Annotated in this window: 20 protein-coding genes; 8 read left to right on the plus strand and 12 right to left on the minus strand. The window is 64.2% G+C overall.

All coding sequences use genetic code 11. From position 1 onward, the window contains the following. Nucleotides 1–96: 96 nt before the first annotated feature. From XH85_RS43320 to coxB, 8 genes are all read right to left on the minus strand, one after another. The gene (locus tag XH85_RS43320; RefSeq protein WP_128936817.1) at nt 97–849 is read right to left on the minus strand and encodes an SURF1 family protein; all 753 of its coding nucleotides are present in this window, start codon (nt 847–849) and stop codon (nt 97–99) included. Next, entirely contained in the window at nt 846–1,247 is a 402-nt protein-coding gene (locus XH85_RS43325; protein ID WP_128936818.1) for a DUF983 domain-containing protein, read from the minus strand. The genes XH85_RS43320 and XH85_RS43325 overlap by 4 nt, the downstream gene beginning before the upstream one ends. Before the next feature lie 99 nt (nt 1,248–1,346). Beyond that, nucleotides 1,347–2,243 (minus strand): cytochrome c oxidase subunit 3, encoded by an 897-nt coding sequence (locus XH85_RS43330; RefSeq protein WP_091885221.1) that lies wholly within the window; start codon nt 2,241–2,243, stop codon nt 1,347–1,349. Between the two features lie 79 nt (nt 2,244–2,322). Beyond that, entirely contained in the window at nt 2,323–2,961 is a 639-nt protein-coding gene (locus XH85_RS43335; RefSeq protein ID WP_128936819.1) for a cytochrome c oxidase assembly protein, read from the minus strand. 4 nt (nt 2,962–2,965) lie between these two features. Further along, nucleotides 2,966–3,130, minus strand: coding sequence for a hypothetical protein (locus XH85_RS43340; protein ID WP_018644977.1), 165 nt, complete (start codon nt 3,128–3,130; stop codon nt 2,966–2,968). 7 nt (nt 3,131–3,137) lie between these two features. Next, nucleotides 3,138–4,082, minus strand: a complete 945-nt coding sequence (locus XH85_RS43345; protein WP_128936820.1) for a heme o synthase — start codon at nt 4,080–4,082, stop codon at nt 3,138–3,140. Between the two features lie 60 nt (nt 4,083–4,142). Then, a complete protein-coding gene (gene ctaD, locus XH85_RS43350; RefSeq protein WP_128936821.1) occupies nt 4,143–5,759 on the minus strand; it encodes a cytochrome c oxidase subunit I in 1,617 nt (538 codons plus the stop codon). A gap of 87 nt (nt 5,760–5,846) precedes the next feature. Further along, on the minus strand, nt 5,847–6,686 hold the full coding sequence (gene coxB / locus XH85_RS43355) for a cytochrome c oxidase subunit II (protein WP_128936822.1): 840 nt from the start codon (nt 6,684–6,686) through the stop codon (nt 5,847–5,849). A 448-nt stretch (nt 6,687–7,134) separates the two neighbouring features. On the opposite strand from coxB, the gene XH85_RS43360 reads away from it, so the two are divergent. From XH85_RS43360 to XH85_RS43380, 6 genes are all read left to right on the plus strand, one after another. Continuing rightward, nucleotides 7,135–7,665, plus strand: coding sequence for an invasion associated locus B family protein (locus tag XH85_RS43360; protein ID WP_091885207.1), 531 nt, complete (start codon nt 7,135–7,137; stop codon nt 7,663–7,665). A 114-nt stretch (nt 7,666–7,779) separates the two neighbouring features. Beyond that, nucleotides 7,780–9,207: a metalloprotease TldD gene (gene tldD / locus XH85_RS43365; RefSeq protein ID WP_128936823.1), complete on the plus strand. Its 1,428-nt coding sequence runs from the start codon at nt 7,780–7,782 to the stop codon at nt 9,205–9,207. After that, entirely contained in the window at nt 9,204–9,983 is a 780-nt protein-coding gene (lepB, locus tag XH85_RS43370; RefSeq protein WP_091885205.1) for a signal peptidase I, read from the plus strand. The genes tldD and lepB overlap by 4 nt, the downstream gene beginning before the upstream one ends. Before the next feature lie 16 nt (nt 9,984–9,999). After that, nucleotides 10,000–10,566: a nucleotidyltransferase family protein gene (locus tag XH85_RS43375; RefSeq protein ID WP_128936824.1), complete on the plus strand. Its 567-nt coding sequence runs from the start codon at nt 10,000–10,002 to the stop codon at nt 10,564–10,566. A gap of 298 nt (nt 10,567–10,864) precedes the next feature. Beyond that, on the plus strand, nt 10,865–11,059 hold the full coding sequence (locus XH85_RS47205; RefSeq protein WP_245473870.1) for a hypothetical protein: 195 nt from the start codon (nt 10,865–10,867) through the stop codon (nt 11,057–11,059). Continuing rightward, nucleotides 11,059–11,817, plus strand: coding sequence for a transposase (locus XH85_RS43380; protein ID WP_245473871.1), 759 nt, complete (start codon nt 11,059–11,061; stop codon nt 11,815–11,817). Before XH85_RS47205 ends, XH85_RS43380 begins: the two co-directional genes overlap by 1 nt. A 21-nt stretch (nt 11,818–11,838) precedes the next feature. Here the strand turns inward: XH85_RS43380 and XH85_RS43385 are convergent, their stop codons facing one another. From XH85_RS43385 to XH85_RS43395, 3 genes are all read right to left on the minus strand, one after another. Beyond that, entirely contained in the window at nt 11,839–12,405 is a 567-nt protein-coding gene (locus tag XH85_RS43385) for a PAN domain-containing protein (RefSeq protein ID WP_128936825.1), read from the minus strand. A 112-nt stretch (nt 12,406–12,517) separates the two neighbouring features. Beyond that, a complete protein-coding gene (locus XH85_RS43390; protein ID WP_128936826.1) occupies nt 12,518–13,888 on the minus strand; it encodes a glutamate--cysteine ligase in 1,371 nt (456 codons plus the stop codon). 98 nt (nt 13,889–13,986) lie between these two features. Further along, a complete protein-coding gene (locus XH85_RS43395; RefSeq protein ID WP_018644966.1) occupies nt 13,987–14,484 on the minus strand; it encodes a MarR family winged helix-turn-helix transcriptional regulator in 498 nt (165 codons plus the stop codon). Nucleotides 14,485–14,610: 126 nt separating this feature from the next. On the opposite strand from XH85_RS43395, the gene gstA reads away from it, so the two are divergent. After that, on the plus strand, nt 14,611–15,225 hold the full coding sequence (gene gstA, locus XH85_RS43400; RefSeq protein WP_128936827.1) for a glutathione transferase GstA: 615 nt from the start codon (nt 14,611–14,613) through the stop codon (nt 15,223–15,225). Nucleotides 15,226–15,465: 240 nt separating this feature from the next. Next, nucleotides 15,466–15,774 carry a hypothetical protein gene (locus XH85_RS43405; RefSeq protein ID WP_245473872.1) on the plus strand — a complete coding sequence of 103 codons (309 nt, stop codon included), beginning with the start codon at nt 15,466–15,468 and terminating at the stop codon, nt 15,772–15,774. Nucleotides 15,775–16,203: 429 nt separating this feature from the next. Here the strand turns inward: XH85_RS43405 and XH85_RS43410 are convergent, their stop codons facing one another. After that, nucleotides 16,204–18,417 (minus strand): FAD-dependent oxidoreductase, encoded by a 2,214-nt coding sequence (locus XH85_RS43410; protein ID WP_128936829.1) that lies wholly within the window; start codon nt 18,415–18,417, stop codon nt 16,204–16,206. Between the last annotated feature and the right edge of the window lie 12 nt (nt 18,418–18,429).

The following is an 18,429-nucleotide window of genomic DNA, read 5'->3' on the forward strand; positions in this document are numbered from 1 at the left end:
GGACAAGCACTGGCGGCTTAGGACTACACTCGTGAATATGCGCTGAACGGTAAAGCCCGGGCGATACCGGGTTCCCTCGTGGATCTACGGACAAATTCAGCTCGGCCGCCGCCCCCTCACCCACACCGCAAAAGCGATCAACAGGGCGCCTGCGAGCGTGAACCAAGTGATGGCGTATTGCAGGTGATCGTCTTTCAAATGCACGTCGAGCGGACCGGGACGTGGAATGCCGTTCTCGGGCATCGGCTGCTCGAGATCGACATAAAACGGCGCGACCGTCCCCCAGCCGAGCGCGCTCGCGATTCCCCGATGATCGCGCACGAACCAGAGTCGCTTGTCGCGGTTCTCCGCCGGTGTCAGCCAGCCTGCTGGTTCCGGGAACCGGAGGTAGCCGGTGAGCACGACCGGCTGGCCCGTGACGAGCTTCCTCACCGCGCGATCCTCGACACTGCGATCCTGCATCGTGTTCTCGACGAAGCCGGCATCGATCACGACCATCTCGCCGCTCGGAAGCCGCGCCGGCAGGAACGCCCAGGTGCCGGGGCCGGCGGCGTCCTTGCGCACGGCCGAGCCGGAGGAATAGACCATCGCATCGGGCAGCGGGGCGTAGATTGCGGTGAAGCTGACGCGGCGGAATTCGTCGCGCGCGGGATTGAGCGCAGCCCATTGCGCGGGCGCCGGCAGCGCGACCGGCGCTGCCGCAAGCCGTTCGGTGAGAGCGGCGATCAGCTCGTGCTTGGCTGTCCGGCGCTGTAATTGCCAGATGCCGAGTGCGACGAAGACAGCCGTCAGGAGCAGCGTGAACAGCGCAAAGCCGGCCACGCGAGGCTTGCGCACACTCGCGTTCATTTCGCGCGGTCGATGAGCCGGCCCGGCGCTGCCTTGTGGTGGAATTGCAGCGCGATCAGCAGCGACTTCATCGCGCGCAACGGCAACAGCGTGGTGGCGAGGATCAGTGGCAGCCAGAGCACCGCATGCAGCCAGAACGGCGGCTGATACTTGACCTCGACGACGAGCGCGCAGCCGACCACGATCGCTCCAGCCAGCATGATGATGAAGATCGCCGGCCCGTCGCCGCTATCGATGAAAGCGTAGTCGAGCCCGCAGCGGTCGCAGCGAGGCGCGAGCGTCAGGAAGCCCGCATAGAGCTTGCCCTCGCCGCAGCGCGGACATTTGCAGGCGAGCCCGCGCAGCGCGCTTTGCAGGACGGTGGTTTCGGGCTCGGATGGGCCGGTGGTGTCGTTCATGATGGCAAACTCTATCACAGTTTCCGCCGAAGCTTGCGGCGGCCGGAAAGCGAAAGGGCGGCCCAGCGGCCGCCCCTTCTGATCATCTGCCTCGCAGGCTCAGTGCGCACCGTGAGCCATGGTCTCGGCGCCGTGACCCCAGACATAGATGCAGAGGAACAGGAACAGCCAGACCACGTCGACGAAGTGCCAGTACCAGGCAGCGAACTCGAAGCCGAGATGCTGCTTCGGCGTGAAGTGGCCGGCATAGGCGCGGAACAGGCAGACCAGCAGGAAGATGGTGCCGACCAGCACGTGGAAGCCATGGAAGCCGGTCGCCATGAAGAAGGTCGCACCGTAGACGTTGCCGCCGAACGAGAACGCCGCGTGGCTGTACTCATAGGCCTGCACGCAGGTGAAGAGCGCACCCAACACGACGGTGAGGATCAGGCCGTATTTCAGGCCCTGACGATCGTTCTCAAGCAGCGCGTGGTGCGCCCAGGTCACGGTGGTGCCGGAGGTGAGCAGGATCAGCGTGTTCAGGAGCGGCAGATGCCAGGGATCGAAGGTCTCGATGCCCTTTGGCGGCCAAGTGCCGGGAACGGAGCAGGCGCCGGCCTGGGTGCCGAGGCCGCAGCCGAACACGGCATCGCGGGTGGCATGGACAGCGTCCGCGGGGAACAGCGCCGCGTTGAAATAGGCCCAGAACCAGGCCACGAAGAACATCACCTCGGAGGCGATGAACAGGATCATGCCGTAGCGATGATGGAGCTGCACGACGCGGGTGTGGTCGCCCTTGTACTGGGCTTCCTTGATCACGTCGCCCCACCAGCTCGCCATGGTGTAGAGCACGCCGACGGTACCGACACCGAACACGATCGGCGCAGCCGAGAACATGTGATGCATCCAGGCGATCGCGCCGACCGCCATGATGAAGGCCGACAGCGAGCCGACGGCCGGCCAAGGAGAGGGATCGACCAGATGATAGTCGTGATGCTTGGTGTGCGCCGTTGCCATTTGCGGTCTCTCTCCTCAATCCCGTGCCTATCAGGCACTTATCCCCTTGTGTCCAACCCCCGAGCCACGAGCCCAGCGATCAGAGATTTCCCTTGCGTTTGTCGCGTTCGCCGGATGCCAGCGGCTTCACCACGGGATCCTTCACCGGATAGAACGTGTAGGACAGCGTGATCGTGCTCAGCCCGTCATTCTCGTGGTCGTCGGCGATCGATGGATCGACGTAGAACACGACCGGCATCTCCCGTTTCTCGCCGGGCGCCATGGTCTGCTCGGTGAAGCAGAAGCAGTTAATCTTCTGGAAATATGACCCGACCGTCAGCGGCGCGACGTTATAGGCGGCCTGGCCCGCGGTGGTGCGCGCGGCCTGGTTGGTCACGGTGTAGTAGATGGTCGTGACCTGACCGATGTTGACCTCGATCTCGCTCTGCTCGGGCTCGAACTTCCAGGGCAGGCCCGGCGCGACGTTGGAATCGAAACGCACCGAGATTTTTCGCGCGATCGGGCCGGTCGCCGGCGCGGAGGTCGCGACCTGGGTGGTGCCGTTGAAGCCGGTAGCGCGGCAGAACCAGTTGTAGAACGGCACCGCCGCGTAGGATGCCCCCACCATCAGCGCCACCACGCCGCCGCAGATCGAGGCGACCACCACATCGCGACCCAGCCCGCGGCGCTTGGCCGGCTTGGCGCTGACGTCCTGCGATATGGTCGGCTCGTGATCCATCTTCCTACATCGGCCGCACTAGAACTGCCGGTCCCTTGACCATGGTGACGGCGAAGAACAGCACCACGAGCACGCCGAGCGCCAAAGCAATGGCGATCGAGCGCTGACGACGGCTCTTCTTCTGCGCCTCGGTGAGGACGATTCCATCTGGCTCGGGTTTGTCGGCCATCCCTGCCTCATGCGCCCCATGCCATCGGAGCAAGCGCCCGGAACACGACCTCGGCCAGCAAGGTTGCGAATAGCGCGAACAGATAAAGGATGGAGAAGGCAAACAGCTTGCGGGTCGCGCGCAGCGACTGGCTGCGCTCGCGGCGCATGTAGACGTTGATGGCGAGCACCAGCATGCCGGCACCAAGGATCAGCGAGACGATGCCGTAGATGGCGTCGAAATAGCCGAGCGCCCAGGGCGCGGCGGCGACCCCGATCAGCACGATGGTGTAGAGCAGGATCTGGAGGCGCGTCGCGTCGGGACCGGCGACATTGGGCAGCATCGGAATGCCGGCACGGGCGTAATCGTCCGAGCGGAATAGCGCCAGCGCCCAGAAATGCGGCGGCGTCCAGAAGAAGATGATGGCGAACAGCAGCAGCGGCTCGACGTCGACCGTGCCCGTCACGGCGGCCCAGGCCACCACCGGCGGCAGCGCGCCGGCGGCGCCGCCGATCACGATGTTCTGCGCGGTCCAGCGCTTCAGACACATCGTGTAGATCACGACGTAGAAGAAGATGGTGAAGGCGAGCAGCGCGCCCGCGATCCAGTTGACGAGGATGCCGAGCGTCATCACCGAGAAGAAGGCGAGCGTCATGCCGAACGCCATCGCCTCGGGACGGGTGATGCGGCCGCGCGGGATCGGCCGGTTCGCCGTGCGCGACATCTTGGCGTCGATGTCGCCTTCGAGCGCCATGTTGAGCGCGCCGGAGGCACCGGCACCGACTGCGATGCAGAGCAGCGAGGTGATCGCCAGCACGGGGTGGAAATGCCCGGGCGCCATCGCCATCCCGACCAGCGCGGTGAAGATCACCAGCGACATCACCCGCGGCTTGAGCAGCGCGATGTAATCGCCGACCTCCGCTTCGGAGATGCGGGGATTGATGTCGATGGCGTTGTGGTCGAGGACGGACACTTAATTCAACTCGCTTCGTGAAGAGCCGCGGCGCCCGTCACGGGCGCCCCGGACGATGACTTACTGCACGCGAGGCAGCACTTCGAACTGGTGGAACGGCGGCGGCGAGGACAGCGTCCACTCCAGCGTGGTTGCGCCCGCACCCCACGGATTGTCGCCAGCCGGCACCTTGCGGGCGAAAGCGTCGATCACGCAGTAGAGGAAGATCAAGACGCCGAAGCCGGAGATGTAGGAGCCGACCGAGGAGACCAGGTTCCAGCCCGCGAACGCATCGGGATAGTCGACGTAGCGGCGCGGCATGCCCGACAGGCCGAGGAAGTGCTGCGGGAAGAACACCAGGTTGACGCCGATGAAGGTGACCCAGAAGTGCAGCTTGGCAAGCCACTCATTGTACATGTAGCCCGACATCTTCGGGAACCAGTAGTACCAGCCGGCGAAGATCGCGAACACGGCGCCGAGCGACAGCACGTAGTGGAAGTGCGCGACGACGTAGTAGGTCTCCTGGAGCACGCGATCGACGCCCGCGTTCGCCAGCACGACGCCGGTGACGCCGCCGACCGTGAACAGGAAGATGAAGCCCACGGCCCAGATCATCGGCGCGCGGAATTCGATCGAGCCGCCCCACATCGTGGCGATCCAGGAGAAGATCTTCACGCCGGTCGGGACTGCGATGACCATCGTGGCGGCGACGAAATAGGCCTGCGTCGCCGAGGACATTCCGACCGTGTACATGTGGTGCGCCCACACCACGAAGCCGATGCCGCCGATCGCGACCATGGCGTAGGCCATGCCGAGATAGCCGAACACGGGCTTGCGCGAGAAGGTCGAGACGATCTGGCTGATCATGCCGAAGCCGGGCAGGATCAGGATGTACACCTCGGGGTGACCGAAGAACCAGAACAGGTGCTGGAACAGCACGGGATCGCCGCCGCCGTCGGGCGCGAAGAACGTCGTGTGGAAATTGCGGTCGGTGAGCAGCATGGTGATCGCACCGGCAAGCACCGGCAGCGACAACAGCAGCAGGAACACCGTCACCAGGATCGACCAGACGAACAGCGGCATTTTGTGCAGGGTCATGCCCGGCGCGCGCATGTTGAAGATCGTGGTGATGAAGTTGATGGCACCGAGGATCGACGAGGCACCGGCAAGGTGCAGCGACAGGATCGCGAAGTCGACGGCCGGGCCCGGATGGCCCGAGGTCGACAGCGGCGCGTAGATGGTCCAGCCGGCGCCGACGCCGTTGGCGCCCGGCTCGCCCTCGACGAAGGTCGAGCACAGGAGCAGCGCGAAGGAGGCCGGTAGCAGCCAGAACGAGATGTTGTTCATGCGCGGGAACGCCATGTCCGGCGCGCCGATCATCAGCGGCACGAACCAGTTGCCGAAACCGCCGATCATCGCGGGCATGACCATGAAGAAGATCATGATCAGGCCGTGGCTGGTCACGAAGACGTTGTAGGTGTGCGTCTCGTGGAAGATCTGCACGCCCGGATACATCAACTCGGCGCGGATCGCGATCGACATCGCCGCACCAATGAGGCCGGCGATGACCGCGAAGATCAGGTACATCGTGCCGATGTCCTTGTGGTTGGTCGAATAGACGTAGCGCCGCCATCCGGTCGGATGGGCGTGCTCGTCATGATGCGCGTGATCGCCGTGTGCCGCTGCGCTCGTTGCCATTTTCAAATCCTGCCTTGCGTCCCATTCGGACCTTATGCGGTCCCGCCCTTCATGTCGCTTTCAGTCCCTCGAGCCTGCGCCCGGCGCTTACTGCGTCGGGCCGGCCGCGGAGGCGTAGGTGCTGGTGCCGCCGCTCGCAAATTTTTTCTTCGCGGTCTCGACCCAGGAGGCGAACTCCTGGTCGTCGACCACGCGGATCGCGATCGGCATGAAGGCATGATCCTTGCCGCACAGCTCCGAGCACTGGCCGTAATACATGCCGGTCTTGGTGGCCTTGAACCAGGTCTCGTTCAGCCGGCCCGGAATGGCATCGATCTTGACGCCGAAAGCCGGCAGCGCGAAGGCATGGATGACGTCCGCGCCCGTGGTCTGGACCCGAATCACCTTGTTGACCGGCACCACCATCTCGTTGTCGACGCCGAGCAGGCGGGGCTGCTTGTCCTGGGCCATCAGCGAGTCGAACTCGAACTTGCCGTTATCAGGATAGGCATAGGACCAGTACCATTGCTTGCCCGTCGCCTTGACGGTCAGATCCGCCTTTGGCACGTCGAGCTCGAGGAACAGGAGGCGGAACGACGGCACCGCGATGCCGACCAGGATCAGCACCGGAACCAGGGTCCACACCACCTCGATCAGCGTGTTGTGGGTGGTCCGCGACGGCACCGGATTGGCCCTCGCATTGAACTTGATGACCACGACCACGAGCAGCGCCAGGACGAACAGCGTGATCAGGGTGATCAGCACGAACAGGAAGTTGTGGAACCAGACGATGTTGTCCATCACCGGCGAGCCGGATTGCTGGAGCGTCCACTCCCACGGCGCCGGTTGCCCGAGCTCGGCGAATGCCACACCGCCCGTCGCCAGCGTCAGACCCGCCACGGCCAATCCCAGCAACTGCCGGCCCATCCGGCCCATCGACATCCTCATGCCGTTCGCGCTCCCCTTACGAAATCACCCCACGTGCATTCCCCTGTTTCCGGGAAACGCTTATTCGATCCGCCCGTCTGACAAACCGCCGCGCAAGAATACCTCTAAGAGGAATTGGGGCCAGATCGCTAGAACGCCGTAATCAAGCCTCTCAAACCATAATTCTTGATCTATCGCAATGCAGTCTTGGGCCTCATCTGCCAGGCATCACCCGCAAGATATTTCCTAGTAACATCAGACAAAAATGCCGTTTCCCGGCACGCTGCGACTTGACAGCGGAATTGCCCGCGGTAGGCACTGGCAAACAGCCGCGCAGGATCCTGATTCGTGCGGGCGATGGTGGCGCGCGGCGGCGCGGAATTTGCTTGGGAATTGCCTTCAAGACGCCGTCATTCCCGTATCAGTCCGCCAGGTGCGAGCGACCCAGGCGAGCAGAGGGACCGACCCGATGGGGCTTTCGAGATGCATGGCAAGGCAGGCTGGCGGCCTCACGATGCTGGCCGCCCTGCTGGCGGTTGCCTTCCTGGCGCTGCCCGGTCTTGCCCATGCGCAGGGCGCGGTGCGCTCCGTCCATGGCGACTGGCAGATCCGCTGTGACACGCCGCCCGGCGCCCAGACCGAGCAATGCGCCCTGATCCAGAGCGTGGTGGCGGAGGACCGCTCCAATGCCGGCCTGACCGTGATCGTGCTCAAGACCGCCGACCAGAAGAGCCGCCTGATGCGGGTGGTCGCCCCGCTCGGCGTGCTCTTGCCCTCCGGCCTCGGCCTCAAGCTCGACAACCAGGACGTCGGCCGCGCCGGTTTCGTCAGATGCCTGCCTAACGGCTGCGTCGCGGAAGTGGTGATGGACGACAAGCTGCTGGGCCAGCTCCGCAGCGCCAAGACTGCGACCTTCATCATCTTCGAGACCCCTGAAGAAGGCATCGGCTTCCCGCTCAGCCTGAACGGGCTCGGCGAGGGCTACGACAAGCTGCCGTAGGACGGCTCGACGACCGGGCGATTCTATTGTTTCCGTAATGTGAGGCTTGGCGCCCTCGCGGAACCGGTCCGAAACCATTATCTTGCCCCACATCCCCCGATAATGGACGGACGCATGACCAACCCTGCCACAACCTCCCTGCTCGACCGTGCCAATCTCGACCGCGACCAGGTTCGCAACGAGGTCGCGCGCGGGCTTGCCGGCGCCGACGATGGCGAACTGTTCCTGGAGTACAGCCAGACCGAAGCGCTGATGTTCGACAATGGGCGGCTGAAGCAGGCGACCTATGACACCTCGCAGGGCTTTGGCCTGCGCGCCGTCAAGGACGATGCGGTCGGCTATGCGCATTCCTCCGACGTCTCGCTGCCGGCGCTGATTCGCGCCGCCGATGCAGTCGCAGCCGTGCGCGGTGGCTATTCCGGCAGTTTTGCCGCCCCGCCAGCGCATACCAACGTGCGGCTTTACAGTGACGACAATCCGCTCGATGCCCCCGGCTTCGAGACCAAAGTAAAGCTGCTCGCCGAGATCGACGCCTATCTGCGCGACAAGGATCCGCGGGTGCGGCAGGTCAGCGTCAGTCTGGGCGCGACCTGGCAGGTCGTCGAGATCCTGCGGCCCGACGGCGAGAGCTATCGCGACATCCGCCCGCTCGTGCGCGTCAACATCTCTGTCGTCGCCGGCCAGGGCGACCGCCAGGAGAGCGGCAGCAAGGGCTATGGCGGTCGCGCCGGCTATGGCGAATTCATCGAGAGCAGGTCCTGGCGCGAAGCCGCCGACGGCGCGCTGCGCGAAGCGCTGGTCAATCTGGAATCAATTCCGGCTCCAGCCGGCGAGATGGACGTCGTGCTGGGCGCCGGCTGGCCCGGCGTGATGCTGCATGAAGCGGTCGGCCACGGCCTCGAGGGCGACTTCAACCGCAAGAAGACCTCGGCCTTTGCCGGCCTGATGGGCCAGCAGGTCGCTGCCAAGGGCGTCACCGTGGTTGACGACGGCACCATCGCCTCGCGCCGCGGCTCGCTCTCGATCGACGACGAGGGCACGCCGACCAATCGCACCGTGCTGATCGAGGACGGCATCCTGGTCGGCTACATGCAGGACCGCCAGAACGCGCGCCTGATGAACATGAAGCCGACCGGCAACGGCCGCCGCCAGGGCTACGCCCATGTGCCGATGCCGCGCATGACCAACACCTACATGCTCGCGGGCGACCGCGATCCCGCCGAGATCCTCGCCTCCGTGAAGAACGGCGTGTTCGCCGCGAATTTCGGCGGCGGCCAGGTCGACATCACTTCGGGCAAATACGTGTTCCAGTGCACCGAGGCCTACAAGATCGAGAACGGCAAGCTGGGGGCGCCCCTGAAGGGCGCCATGCTGATCGGCAACGGGCCGACCGATCTGCACCGCATCCGCATGGTCGGCAACGACCTCGCACTCGACACCGGCATCGGCACCTGCGGCAAGAACGGCCAGGGCGTGCCTGTCGGCGTCGGCCAGCCATCGCTGTTGATGGAGCGCATTACAGTAGGTGGAACGGGCGCATGAGCGTGGAAGAAAAGGTGACTGTCACCACCAAACGGAAGAGCAGCGGCTGGGGCGGGCAGCTGATGCAGCTGGCCGGCATCGTCGCCGCCGTGTTCATTGCCAAGGGCGCGCTGGCCGAACCGTTCTACGTGCCGTCAGGCTCGATGGAGCCGACGCTCTTGATCGGCGATGCGCTGCTCGCCTCGAAATTCCCCTATGGCTACGGCACTTCGTCGCTGCCGATCCAGATCAACCTGCCGGAGACCGGCCGCGTCTTCGCTGAGACGCCGAAACGCGGCGACGTCGTCGTGTTCCGCTGGCCCGGTGATCGCTCGCAGGCCTGGGTCAAGCGTGTCGTCGGCTTGCCCGGCGACCGCATCCAGATGCGGCAGGGCCAGCTCTTCATCAACGACCGCCCCGCTGAGCTGAAGCCCGATGGCGTTGGCGCTGCCGAGGACGACAATGGCGGCCGCGAGCCCGCCTACCGCTATATCGAGACGCTGCCGAACGGCGTGTCGCACCTGATCTTCAAGATGCGCGACAACGGCCCGCTGGACAACACGCCGGAAGTGACGGTGCCAGCAGGCCATCTGTTCGTGCTCGGCGACAACCGCGACAACTCCGCCGACAGCCGCGTGCCGCTGCGCTCCGGCGGCGTGGGCCTGTTGCCGATCGACAATCTGGTCGGCCGCGCGGACGCCGTGCTCGGCTCCTGGGATCTCGGCATCCGCGGCCAGCCGGTGTGGACCTGGCTCTCCGGCTTCAGGCTCGCGCGGTTCTTCACCGCCGTGCATTGAGACTCCTCATCTCACGATGAACCGTGACGAATTCCTCGCACTTGCGCTGAGAAATCCCGTCAACGTCGCGATCATCGATGAACTGCATCGCCTCGCGCTGCCGGATGCATGGCTGGTCTCTGGATGCCTGGTGCAGACAGTGTGGAACGTGCTCACCGGCCGCGCGGTCGATCACGGGATCGCCGATTACGACGTGTTCTATTTCGACTCCGACACCTCATGGGAGGCGGAAGACGCGGTGATCCGGGATGTATCTGCGCGGCTCGGTCATCTCGGCGTCAAGGTCGAGACCCGCAACCAGGCGCGCGTGCATCTTTGGTATCCCGGCAAGCACGGCCTGCCCTATCCGCCCCTGACGCGCGCGTCCGATGGCATCGACCGCTTTCTCACGCAGAACACGCAAGTCGGCGTGAGACGCACAGATGATGGCCATGAGGTCTACGCACCGCACGGCTTCGATGATGTGGCGGCGTTGATTACGCGTCCCAATCCGGGCGCGAATTTCTCTGCGACGAACTATGCGGCGAAGGCTGCGCGATGGAAGGCGCTGTGGCCGGAGCTTACGGTGATCGCTGCGGAGTGAGGTGCCGTAGGGTGGGCAAAGCGAAGCGTGCCCAGCAACCCCGCGCTGGCGGGAAGATGGTGGGCACGGCGCTTCGCGCCTTTGCCCACCCTTGTAATAGCGCAATCAGATATTGTCGGCGTGTTCCGTGAGGAATGGCCTGCCGCGGCTGCAACCCGCGGCAGGCCGCTGGCGATCGGATCGCGCCCACCCTGAGCAGTTTGTGGCTGCCCCGTAGCAGGATCGCGCCAGCACCTTCATCGGACCCGGATGGTTGCCGGAACAATCAGGTTCGCTTCACAAGGCAGGGTCGACGAAGATGGCACAGACTAGCACGACGACAGCGGGAATCGATACGTCCAAGGCGAAGCTCGACATTGTAGTTCATGGTCGAGACGAGGGTTGGGAGGTCGCCAACGACCTTCCCGGTTGGCGGAAGCTGGTGCAACTGCTGACCAAAGCTGGCGTCAAGCGAGTCGGGATCGAAGCGACCGGCGGTTACGAGCGTGGGTAGTGGAGCATTTGCGTGCGGCCGGCGTCATCGTGCTGGTGCTGCAGCCGATCCAGGTCAAGGCGTTCGGCCGCTCCCGATTGCGTCGCGCCAAGAACGATACGCTGGATGCCGCGCTGATTGCTGCCTGCGCGGCATCGCTCGAAGAGGTGAGGAGTGCGCCGGATCCGCGCTTGGCGGAGCTCGCCGAGCAGCTCACCTTCCTCGAGCAGATCGAGGACGACATCAAGCGCTTCAAGACCCGGCTCGAGCATCTCGATAAGCCTGGGCTACGCCGCATCGTGCTGGATGACATTGCCCGGTTGAAGGCAAGGCGGCTCTCCCAAATCCGTCACATCGCCAAGCAACTACGCGCTCACCACGATCTCGCTGTCCGCCTTGACCTCGTGATGAGCATTCCCGGGATCGGTGAGCGCACGGCACTGGCCCTCCTGGTCCGCATGCCTGAACTCGGCCGTGTCAGCCGGGAGGAAGTCGCAGCCCTTGCCGGGCTGGCTCCCTTCGACAACGATAGCGGGCAGTACAAGGGCCAACGCCGTATCGCCGGCGGCCGCGCTCGCCTGCGTCGCTCTCTGTTTGCGGCAGCCCTGCCTGCGGCCTTCCGCTGGAATAAGGCCGTCATGGCCCTCTATGCCCGCCTGACTGCGGCCGGAAAGGCTCACAATGCCGCTCTCATCGCATGCGCGCGCAAGCTGCTCATCTATGCCAACACCGTCGTGCAACGCGGAACGCCGTGGACTGAAAAACTCCTCGGCGTTTAATGGTTGCTACCGGGATCCTGCTTATCTCACCACGCCCGACGTGAATCCCGCCTTCCGCCGCGGCGGCTTGATTTCCTTTTTCAGGAAGCAGCGCGCCTCGCGCCCGGTGTAGCCGGGACGGGCATAGGTGAAGGCGCGGCATTTGTTGTCGGCGGTGCAGGCGGCCTTGCAGGCCTCCTCGCCTTCGCCGACCTTGAGCTCGAAATTGCGCAGGTCCCCACCCGGACGATCGATCGAGGTTTCCACGCCCTCGATGCGCGGCTCGATCACGCCGGCGCCGCGGACGCCGGAGATGCAGCAATTGCCCGGCACGCGCGCCGGCACCGTATTCTTGAGCCAGCACACCGCCGAGCCGCCTTCGACGTCGGGATAGTTGAAGCTCCAGGAGCGGCAGCGGCGGTCACGCTCGCAGAGCAGCGCACAATCCTCAGGGTCACCCGAGGTGACCGGCGTGTTGAAATAGTCGCCGCCCGGGCGGTCGAACGCCGTCTGCGCGGGCGCCGGCACGCTCGCAAACACGAGCGAAAGCAGCGCGGCGCATGCCACGACGCTTGCGATGACGCCCCCGGACAGGCGACCCTTCCCCATCGGAACAGCTTTCGAGTTATTGACGACGCTCAGGTTTTTTCAGCCGATCATTTGATGGCCGCAAACCTGTACGTGCGATGAACGCTCAGTTCCCGATCGTTAGCCTATTGGTCTAGAAAGCGTATTCCGCGTAGGCCGGTTCCACAGAACCCTTCCAGGGACCATTAAACTTGTCCAGCATCTCCTCGGCCGGCGTGCGGCCGGAATCGATGATGCGATCGAGCGGCTCCAGATGCCGGGTCTCGTCGCGGCCGAGCTGGTCGATCCGACCGCGCCGGCGCAGGCCGGCATGTGCCAGAACGAGGCACTCCTTGGCGATCTCGAAGAGATAGCGATCCCTGATCCGCGACTTGAAGCCGAAGCGCGGCACATCGTCGCGCAAGGCCTGACGTTCAGGCGCGCTCCAGTGCTTCACGATTTCCCAGGCAGCGTCGAGCGAGACGTCGTCGTAGAGCAGCCCGACCCAGAACGCCGGTAGCGCCGGCAACCGGCCCCACGGGCCACCGTCGGAGCCGCGCATCTCGAGATAGCGCTTGAGCCGCACCTCGGGAAAGATCGTCGAGAGATGGTTGGCCCAGTCCGACAGCGTCGGCCGCTCGCCGGGCAGATTGTTGTTGCGGCCGTCGAAGAAGGCGCGGAACGAGGAGCCCGACACGTCGATGTAGTCCTCGCCGCGCTTGACGAAATACATGGGCACGTCGAGCGCGTAGTCCACATAGCGCTCGAAGCCCATGCCGTCTTCGAACGCCCAGGGCATCATGCCCGAACGCGCATTGTCGGTGTCGCGCCAGATCTCGGAGCGGAAGGAGAGGAAGCCGTTCGGCTTGCCCTCGGTGAACGGCGAGTTGGCGAACAGCGCCGTCGCGACCGGCTGGAGCGCGAGCGACACTCGCAGCTTCTTGACCATGTTGGCTTCCGAGGAGAAGTCGAGATTGGTTTGCACCGTGCAGGTCCGGTACATCATGTCGAGGCCGTATTGGCCGACCTTCGGCATGTAGTTGGTCATGATCTTGTAGCGGCCCTTGGGCATCACCGGGATGTCCGCGCGCGACCAGGACGGCGTCATGCCGAGCCCGAGGAAGCCGATGCCGAGCGGCGTTGCGATCTCGCGCACTTGCGCCAGATGCGCCATCAGCTCGCTCTGGGTCTGGTGCACGTTCTCGACCGGCGCACCGGAGAGCTCGAACTGTCCGCCGGGCTCGAGCGAGATGGCACCGCCGCCGGTGACGTCGTAGAGGCCGATGATGTTGCCTCTCTCCATGATCGGCTCCCAGCCGAGCAGAAGCTTCATGCCCTCGAGCAGCGCGCCAATGCCGCGCGCTCCTTCGTAAGGCACGGGTCGATGGCCTTCGAGCGTGAACGGCGTCTTCTCGTGCTCGGTCCCCAGGCGGAATTCGGAGGGGTCCTTGCAGCCGGCCTCGATCCACGCGACGAGCTCGTCGCGCGATTGCAGTGGCGTCATATCGATCTGGTCTCGCGCCATATCAAACTCTAATCAAAAAGCGCTTCGACCGAACGCGCGGGTGACGGGGAGGGTCCGCGAACCCGCCGGGCGCGCGGACGTGCTGGTTTGCCGCGCGATCATCGCGACGGTGTGCTTTCGTTGACGTTGGCGACGGGCGGCAATTTCATCTCGCCGCACGAACAGCCTAGGCGATCAAGCAGACCACTGAGCTTGACGGCGTCGGCGTCCGATAGTTTCGAACCGACATATTTCTCGATTGCGGCTGAATAAGCGCCCCACATCCGCTTCTGTAACTCGCGGCCGGCTTCCGTGATCTCGACGAACTGGCCGCGCTTGTCGATCTTGCATTCGCGCCGCGAGGCGAGACCTTCGTCGACCAGGCGGTCGATCAGCCGCGAGGTCGAGTATTGCGGGATCAGCATCTGGCGTTCGAGCTCCACCGGCCGCAGCTCGCCAGAGGGGGCGCGGGACAATTCGAGCAGCGCGTCATACCAGGCGAGCGGCGGGAACCCCGCTTTCTTCAGGTCCTGCTCGACACAGTCGAGCACGCGGCTCTGCACCCGCATCAGGCGGATCCAGGCCGAAGTTGCCTCGGTCGATGGTTTGCGTTTCATGGTCGCGCTCAAGCTCGTCGCCCGCTCTTTACCCCATTCGATGCAGCTGCATCAATCTTGACTATTTCATGCAAGCGCATGTAGTCGTTCTTTCGCCCTCGCCAAGCGTCACGAGAAGGAAATTCCATGAAACTGTACTATTCGCCCGGCGCCTGCTCCCTGTCCCCCCACATCGCGCTCCTGGAAGCCGGCCTGCCCTATGAGCTGGTCAAGGTCGATATCCGAGCCAAGAAGCTCGAAAATGGCGAGGATTATCTGAAGCTGAACCCCAAGGGCCAGGTTCCTGCGCTGGGCCTCGATAGCGGTGAGATCGTGACCGAAGGCCCCGTGATTGTCCAGATGATCGCCGATCAGGCATCAAGCAAAGCGCTGGCCCCCGCCCGCGACAGTTCCGAGCGCTACAAGCTGCTCGAATGGCTCAACTTCCTCACCTCGGAGGTGCACAAGAGCTTTGGCCCGCTGTTCGCCCCGGCGCTGAACGACGAGGCCAAGGCCTTCTTCAAGGATCGCGTCATGGGCAAGCTGAAATATATCGACAGCCAGCTCGCTGGCCGCGACTACCTCATGGGCAAGCAGTTCACGGTCGCCGACGGCTATCTCTTCACGATGCTGACCTGGGGCGACCGGATGAAGTTCGACCTCTCGGCGATGCCCAACCTGACCGCCTACAAGGCCCGCGTCGCGGCGCGGCCGCAGGTGCAGGAAGCGCTGAAGAAGGAAGGATTGGTCCAGGCAGCGTAAGGCCAGACCACAACAGGCGAGATGATGAAGAGCCGGATCGATGATCCGGCTCTTTTGCTTGAACCGCTCAGGGAAACCCGGAGGTTCGAGATGTCTTGATATCAATTTTACGAGCATTGTCGGAGTTAACAATAGCTCTGCCTTGCGTGCTCGGCGGAGGTCACCATCCTTGTGAGAGCAATCCGGTTGGCTCTACTTCAGCTAGGGCCCGCGATGCGGGCCCCGAACTGGGAAGCTCTCGTGACAACCGTACTCCTCCTCTTGCTCGCGAGTGCAATCACTGGATTAGCGACGGGGCTATTCTTCCGAGTCTGGGCTTTGTCGCTGGTCTCGCCGGCGACCGCGATCCTTGCCGCAACCGTCCTTCAGACCTCAGGCTTCGGATTTTGGACCGGGATTCCGATCGTCGTCGGCTGTCTCGTTACCGGCCAGCTCGCCTATTTGGCGGCAACGTTCCACCTGCACAGAGGGAAGCTCTCAATGCAGGACGAGATCGACGGCGAACCAGGCGAGCATCGCCATCGCCATATCGAAGAAGAGAGCGAGTAGGGCCAGGCCGGCCCACGAGGGAATTTTTCTACGCCGCCGGAGGAGCCCGCGGCGCGGCCACAGCCGCCCCACCAGAAATAGCGGCGCGTGTCTTATCGCAACGCCGGCTGCGCTGTCTTGGGACACCGTCGGGATCATTGCGGGACACCTTCAATGCTAATGGTCATCCGGTGATTCATTAGCAAGAGCGGTGCCAGGGCGGAGCGAGCGTGGCTGGGATTTGAAGCGGCGCCGGTGACCCGATATCGGGCCGCGCATTCTCGCCGTTCGATCACGGAGAACAAAAAAAGGCCGGATCGATGATCCGGCCTTTTGTTTCTGCGCAGTCTGCGTAGCCCGGATGGAGCGAAGCGCAATCCGGGTAACTCCAGCATCCGAGGAGATGCTGTCCCGGATTTCGCTTTCGCTCCATCCGGGCTACTGGCTCTCTTAGGCCGCCGCCTTCTTCGGCGCGAACCGGCCGTAGAAAGTCTCGCCCTTCGCCGCCATCTCTTCCAGCAACTTCGGCGGGGTGAAGCGCGAGCCGTATTTGGCCTCTAACTTGTGGCAGAGCTCGACGAACTTCTTCGTGCCCATGAAGTCGATGTAGGACAGCGTACCGCCGGTGAACGGCGCGAAGCCGAAACCGAGGATCGAGCCGACGTCGGCCTCGCGCGGATCCGTGATGACGCGGTCCTCGACCGTGCGCGCGGCTTCCACCGCCTGCACCACCAGGAAGCGCTGCTTCAGCTCCTCGACGTCGAGCGTATCAGGGTCGAGCTGCTTCGGCTGCAACGCCGACAGGCCTGGCCACAGGCTCTTCTGACCCTTGCCCTTCTCGGGATAGTCGTAGAAGCCCTTGCTGTTCTTGCGGCCGAGCCGGCCCTGCTTCTCGACCATCTCGACCATCAGCTTCTTCTGGTCGGGGTTGATGGCGTTGGGGCCGAGATCGGCTTCCGTCGCCTTCATGATCTTGAGGCCGAGGTCGAGCGCGACTTCGTCCGACAGCGAGAGCGGGCCGACAGGCATGCCGGCCATCTTGGCGCAGTTCTCGATCATCGCCGGCGGCACGCCTTCGAGGAACATCTCGTTGCCTTCGGCGACGTAGCGGCCGACGCAGCGGTTGGCGAAGAAGCCGCGGCTGTCGTTGACGACGATCGGCGTCTTGCCGATCTGCCGGACGTAATCGAGCGCGGTCGCGAGCGCGACATCGCCGGTGTTCTTGCCGAGGATGATCTCGACCAGCATCATCTTCTCGACGGGCGAGAAGAAGTGGATGCCGACGAACTTGCCCTGGTCCTTGAAGCTCTCGGCCAACGAGGTGATCGGCAGCGTCGAGGTGTTGGACGCGAAGATCACGTCGGGCTTCAGGTATTCCTGCGCCTTGGCGAAGGTCTCCGCCTTGACCTTGCGGTCCTCGAACACGGCCTCGATGACGAGGTCGACGTCCCTCAGCGCGGCATAGTCCGCCGTCGCCGTGATGCGCGCGAGCAGCGCTTCGGCATCGCCAGGCTTGGCGCGGCCTTTCTTGATCTGCTCCTCGATCACCTTCTGCGCATGCGCCTTGCCCTTGTCGGCGCTCTCCTGGTCGCGATCGATCAGGACGACGTCGAGGCCGGCGCGGGCCGAGACGTAGCCGACGCTCGCGCCCATGAAGCCGGCGCCGATCACGGCGATCTTCTTGACCTTGGTGGGCGGCACGTCCTTCGGACGGCGGGCGCCTTTGTTCAATTCCTGCATCGAGAGGAACAGGCTGCGGATCATTGCAGCCGCTTCCTTCGAGCGCAGCACCGAGGTGAAATAGCGCGACTCGACGCGAAGCGCGGCGTCGATCGGCAGCTGCAGGCCTTCATAGACGCAGCTCATGATCGCGCGCGCGGCCGGATAATTGTCGTAGGTCTCGCGGCGATAGATGGCGTTGCCGGCGGGGAACATCATCATGCCGGCCTTGGAGAACACCGGGCCGCCGGGGAGCTTGAAACCCTTCTCGTCCCAGGGCGCGACCGCTTTGCCACCGCCCTTGATCCAGTCCTTGGCCGCCTTGATGAGATCGGCGGCGGGAACGATGGCGTGGATCAGATTCAGCGCCTTCGCTTTCTCCACCGTGACAGGATCGCCCTTGAGCAGGATCGTCATCGCGTCCTGCGGCGGCACCAGGCGCGGCACGCGTTGCGTGCCGCCCGCGCCGGGAAACAGGCCGACCTTGACTTCGGGCAGGCCGAGGCGGGTCTTGGGATTCTCCGCGGCCACGCGATAGTGGCAGCATAGCGTGATCTCGAAACCGCCGCCGAGCGCGAGGCCGTTGATCGCGGCCGCCCACGGCTTGCCGGAGGTCTCGATCGAGCGCAGCACCTGCGAGAAGCGGCGGCTCTGGTCGAACAGCATCTGGTTCGCCGCGGTCTCGCCCTGCTCCTTGAACACCTTGGCATAAGCCTGGTTCATGCCTTCGAGCATCGACAGGTCGGCGCCGGCGCAGAATGCTTCTTTCGCCGAGGTGATGACGACGCCCTTCACCGCGGCGTCTGCCGTGGTCGCCATGACGATGGCGTCGAGCTCGTTGGTCGAAGTCTCGTCGAGCACGTTCATCGAACGGCCCGGGATGTCCCAGGTGACGAGCGCGATGCCGTCGGAATCGGTCTCAACCCTGAAGTTCTTGTACGACATGTTGGTTGCTCC

The sequence above is a fragment of the Bradyrhizobium zhanjiangense genome (genome assembly GCF_004114935.1).
In the GTDB taxonomy this organism is placed as follows: Bacteria; Pseudomonadota; Alphaproteobacteria; order Rhizobiales; family Xanthobacteraceae; genus Bradyrhizobium; species Bradyrhizobium zhanjiangense.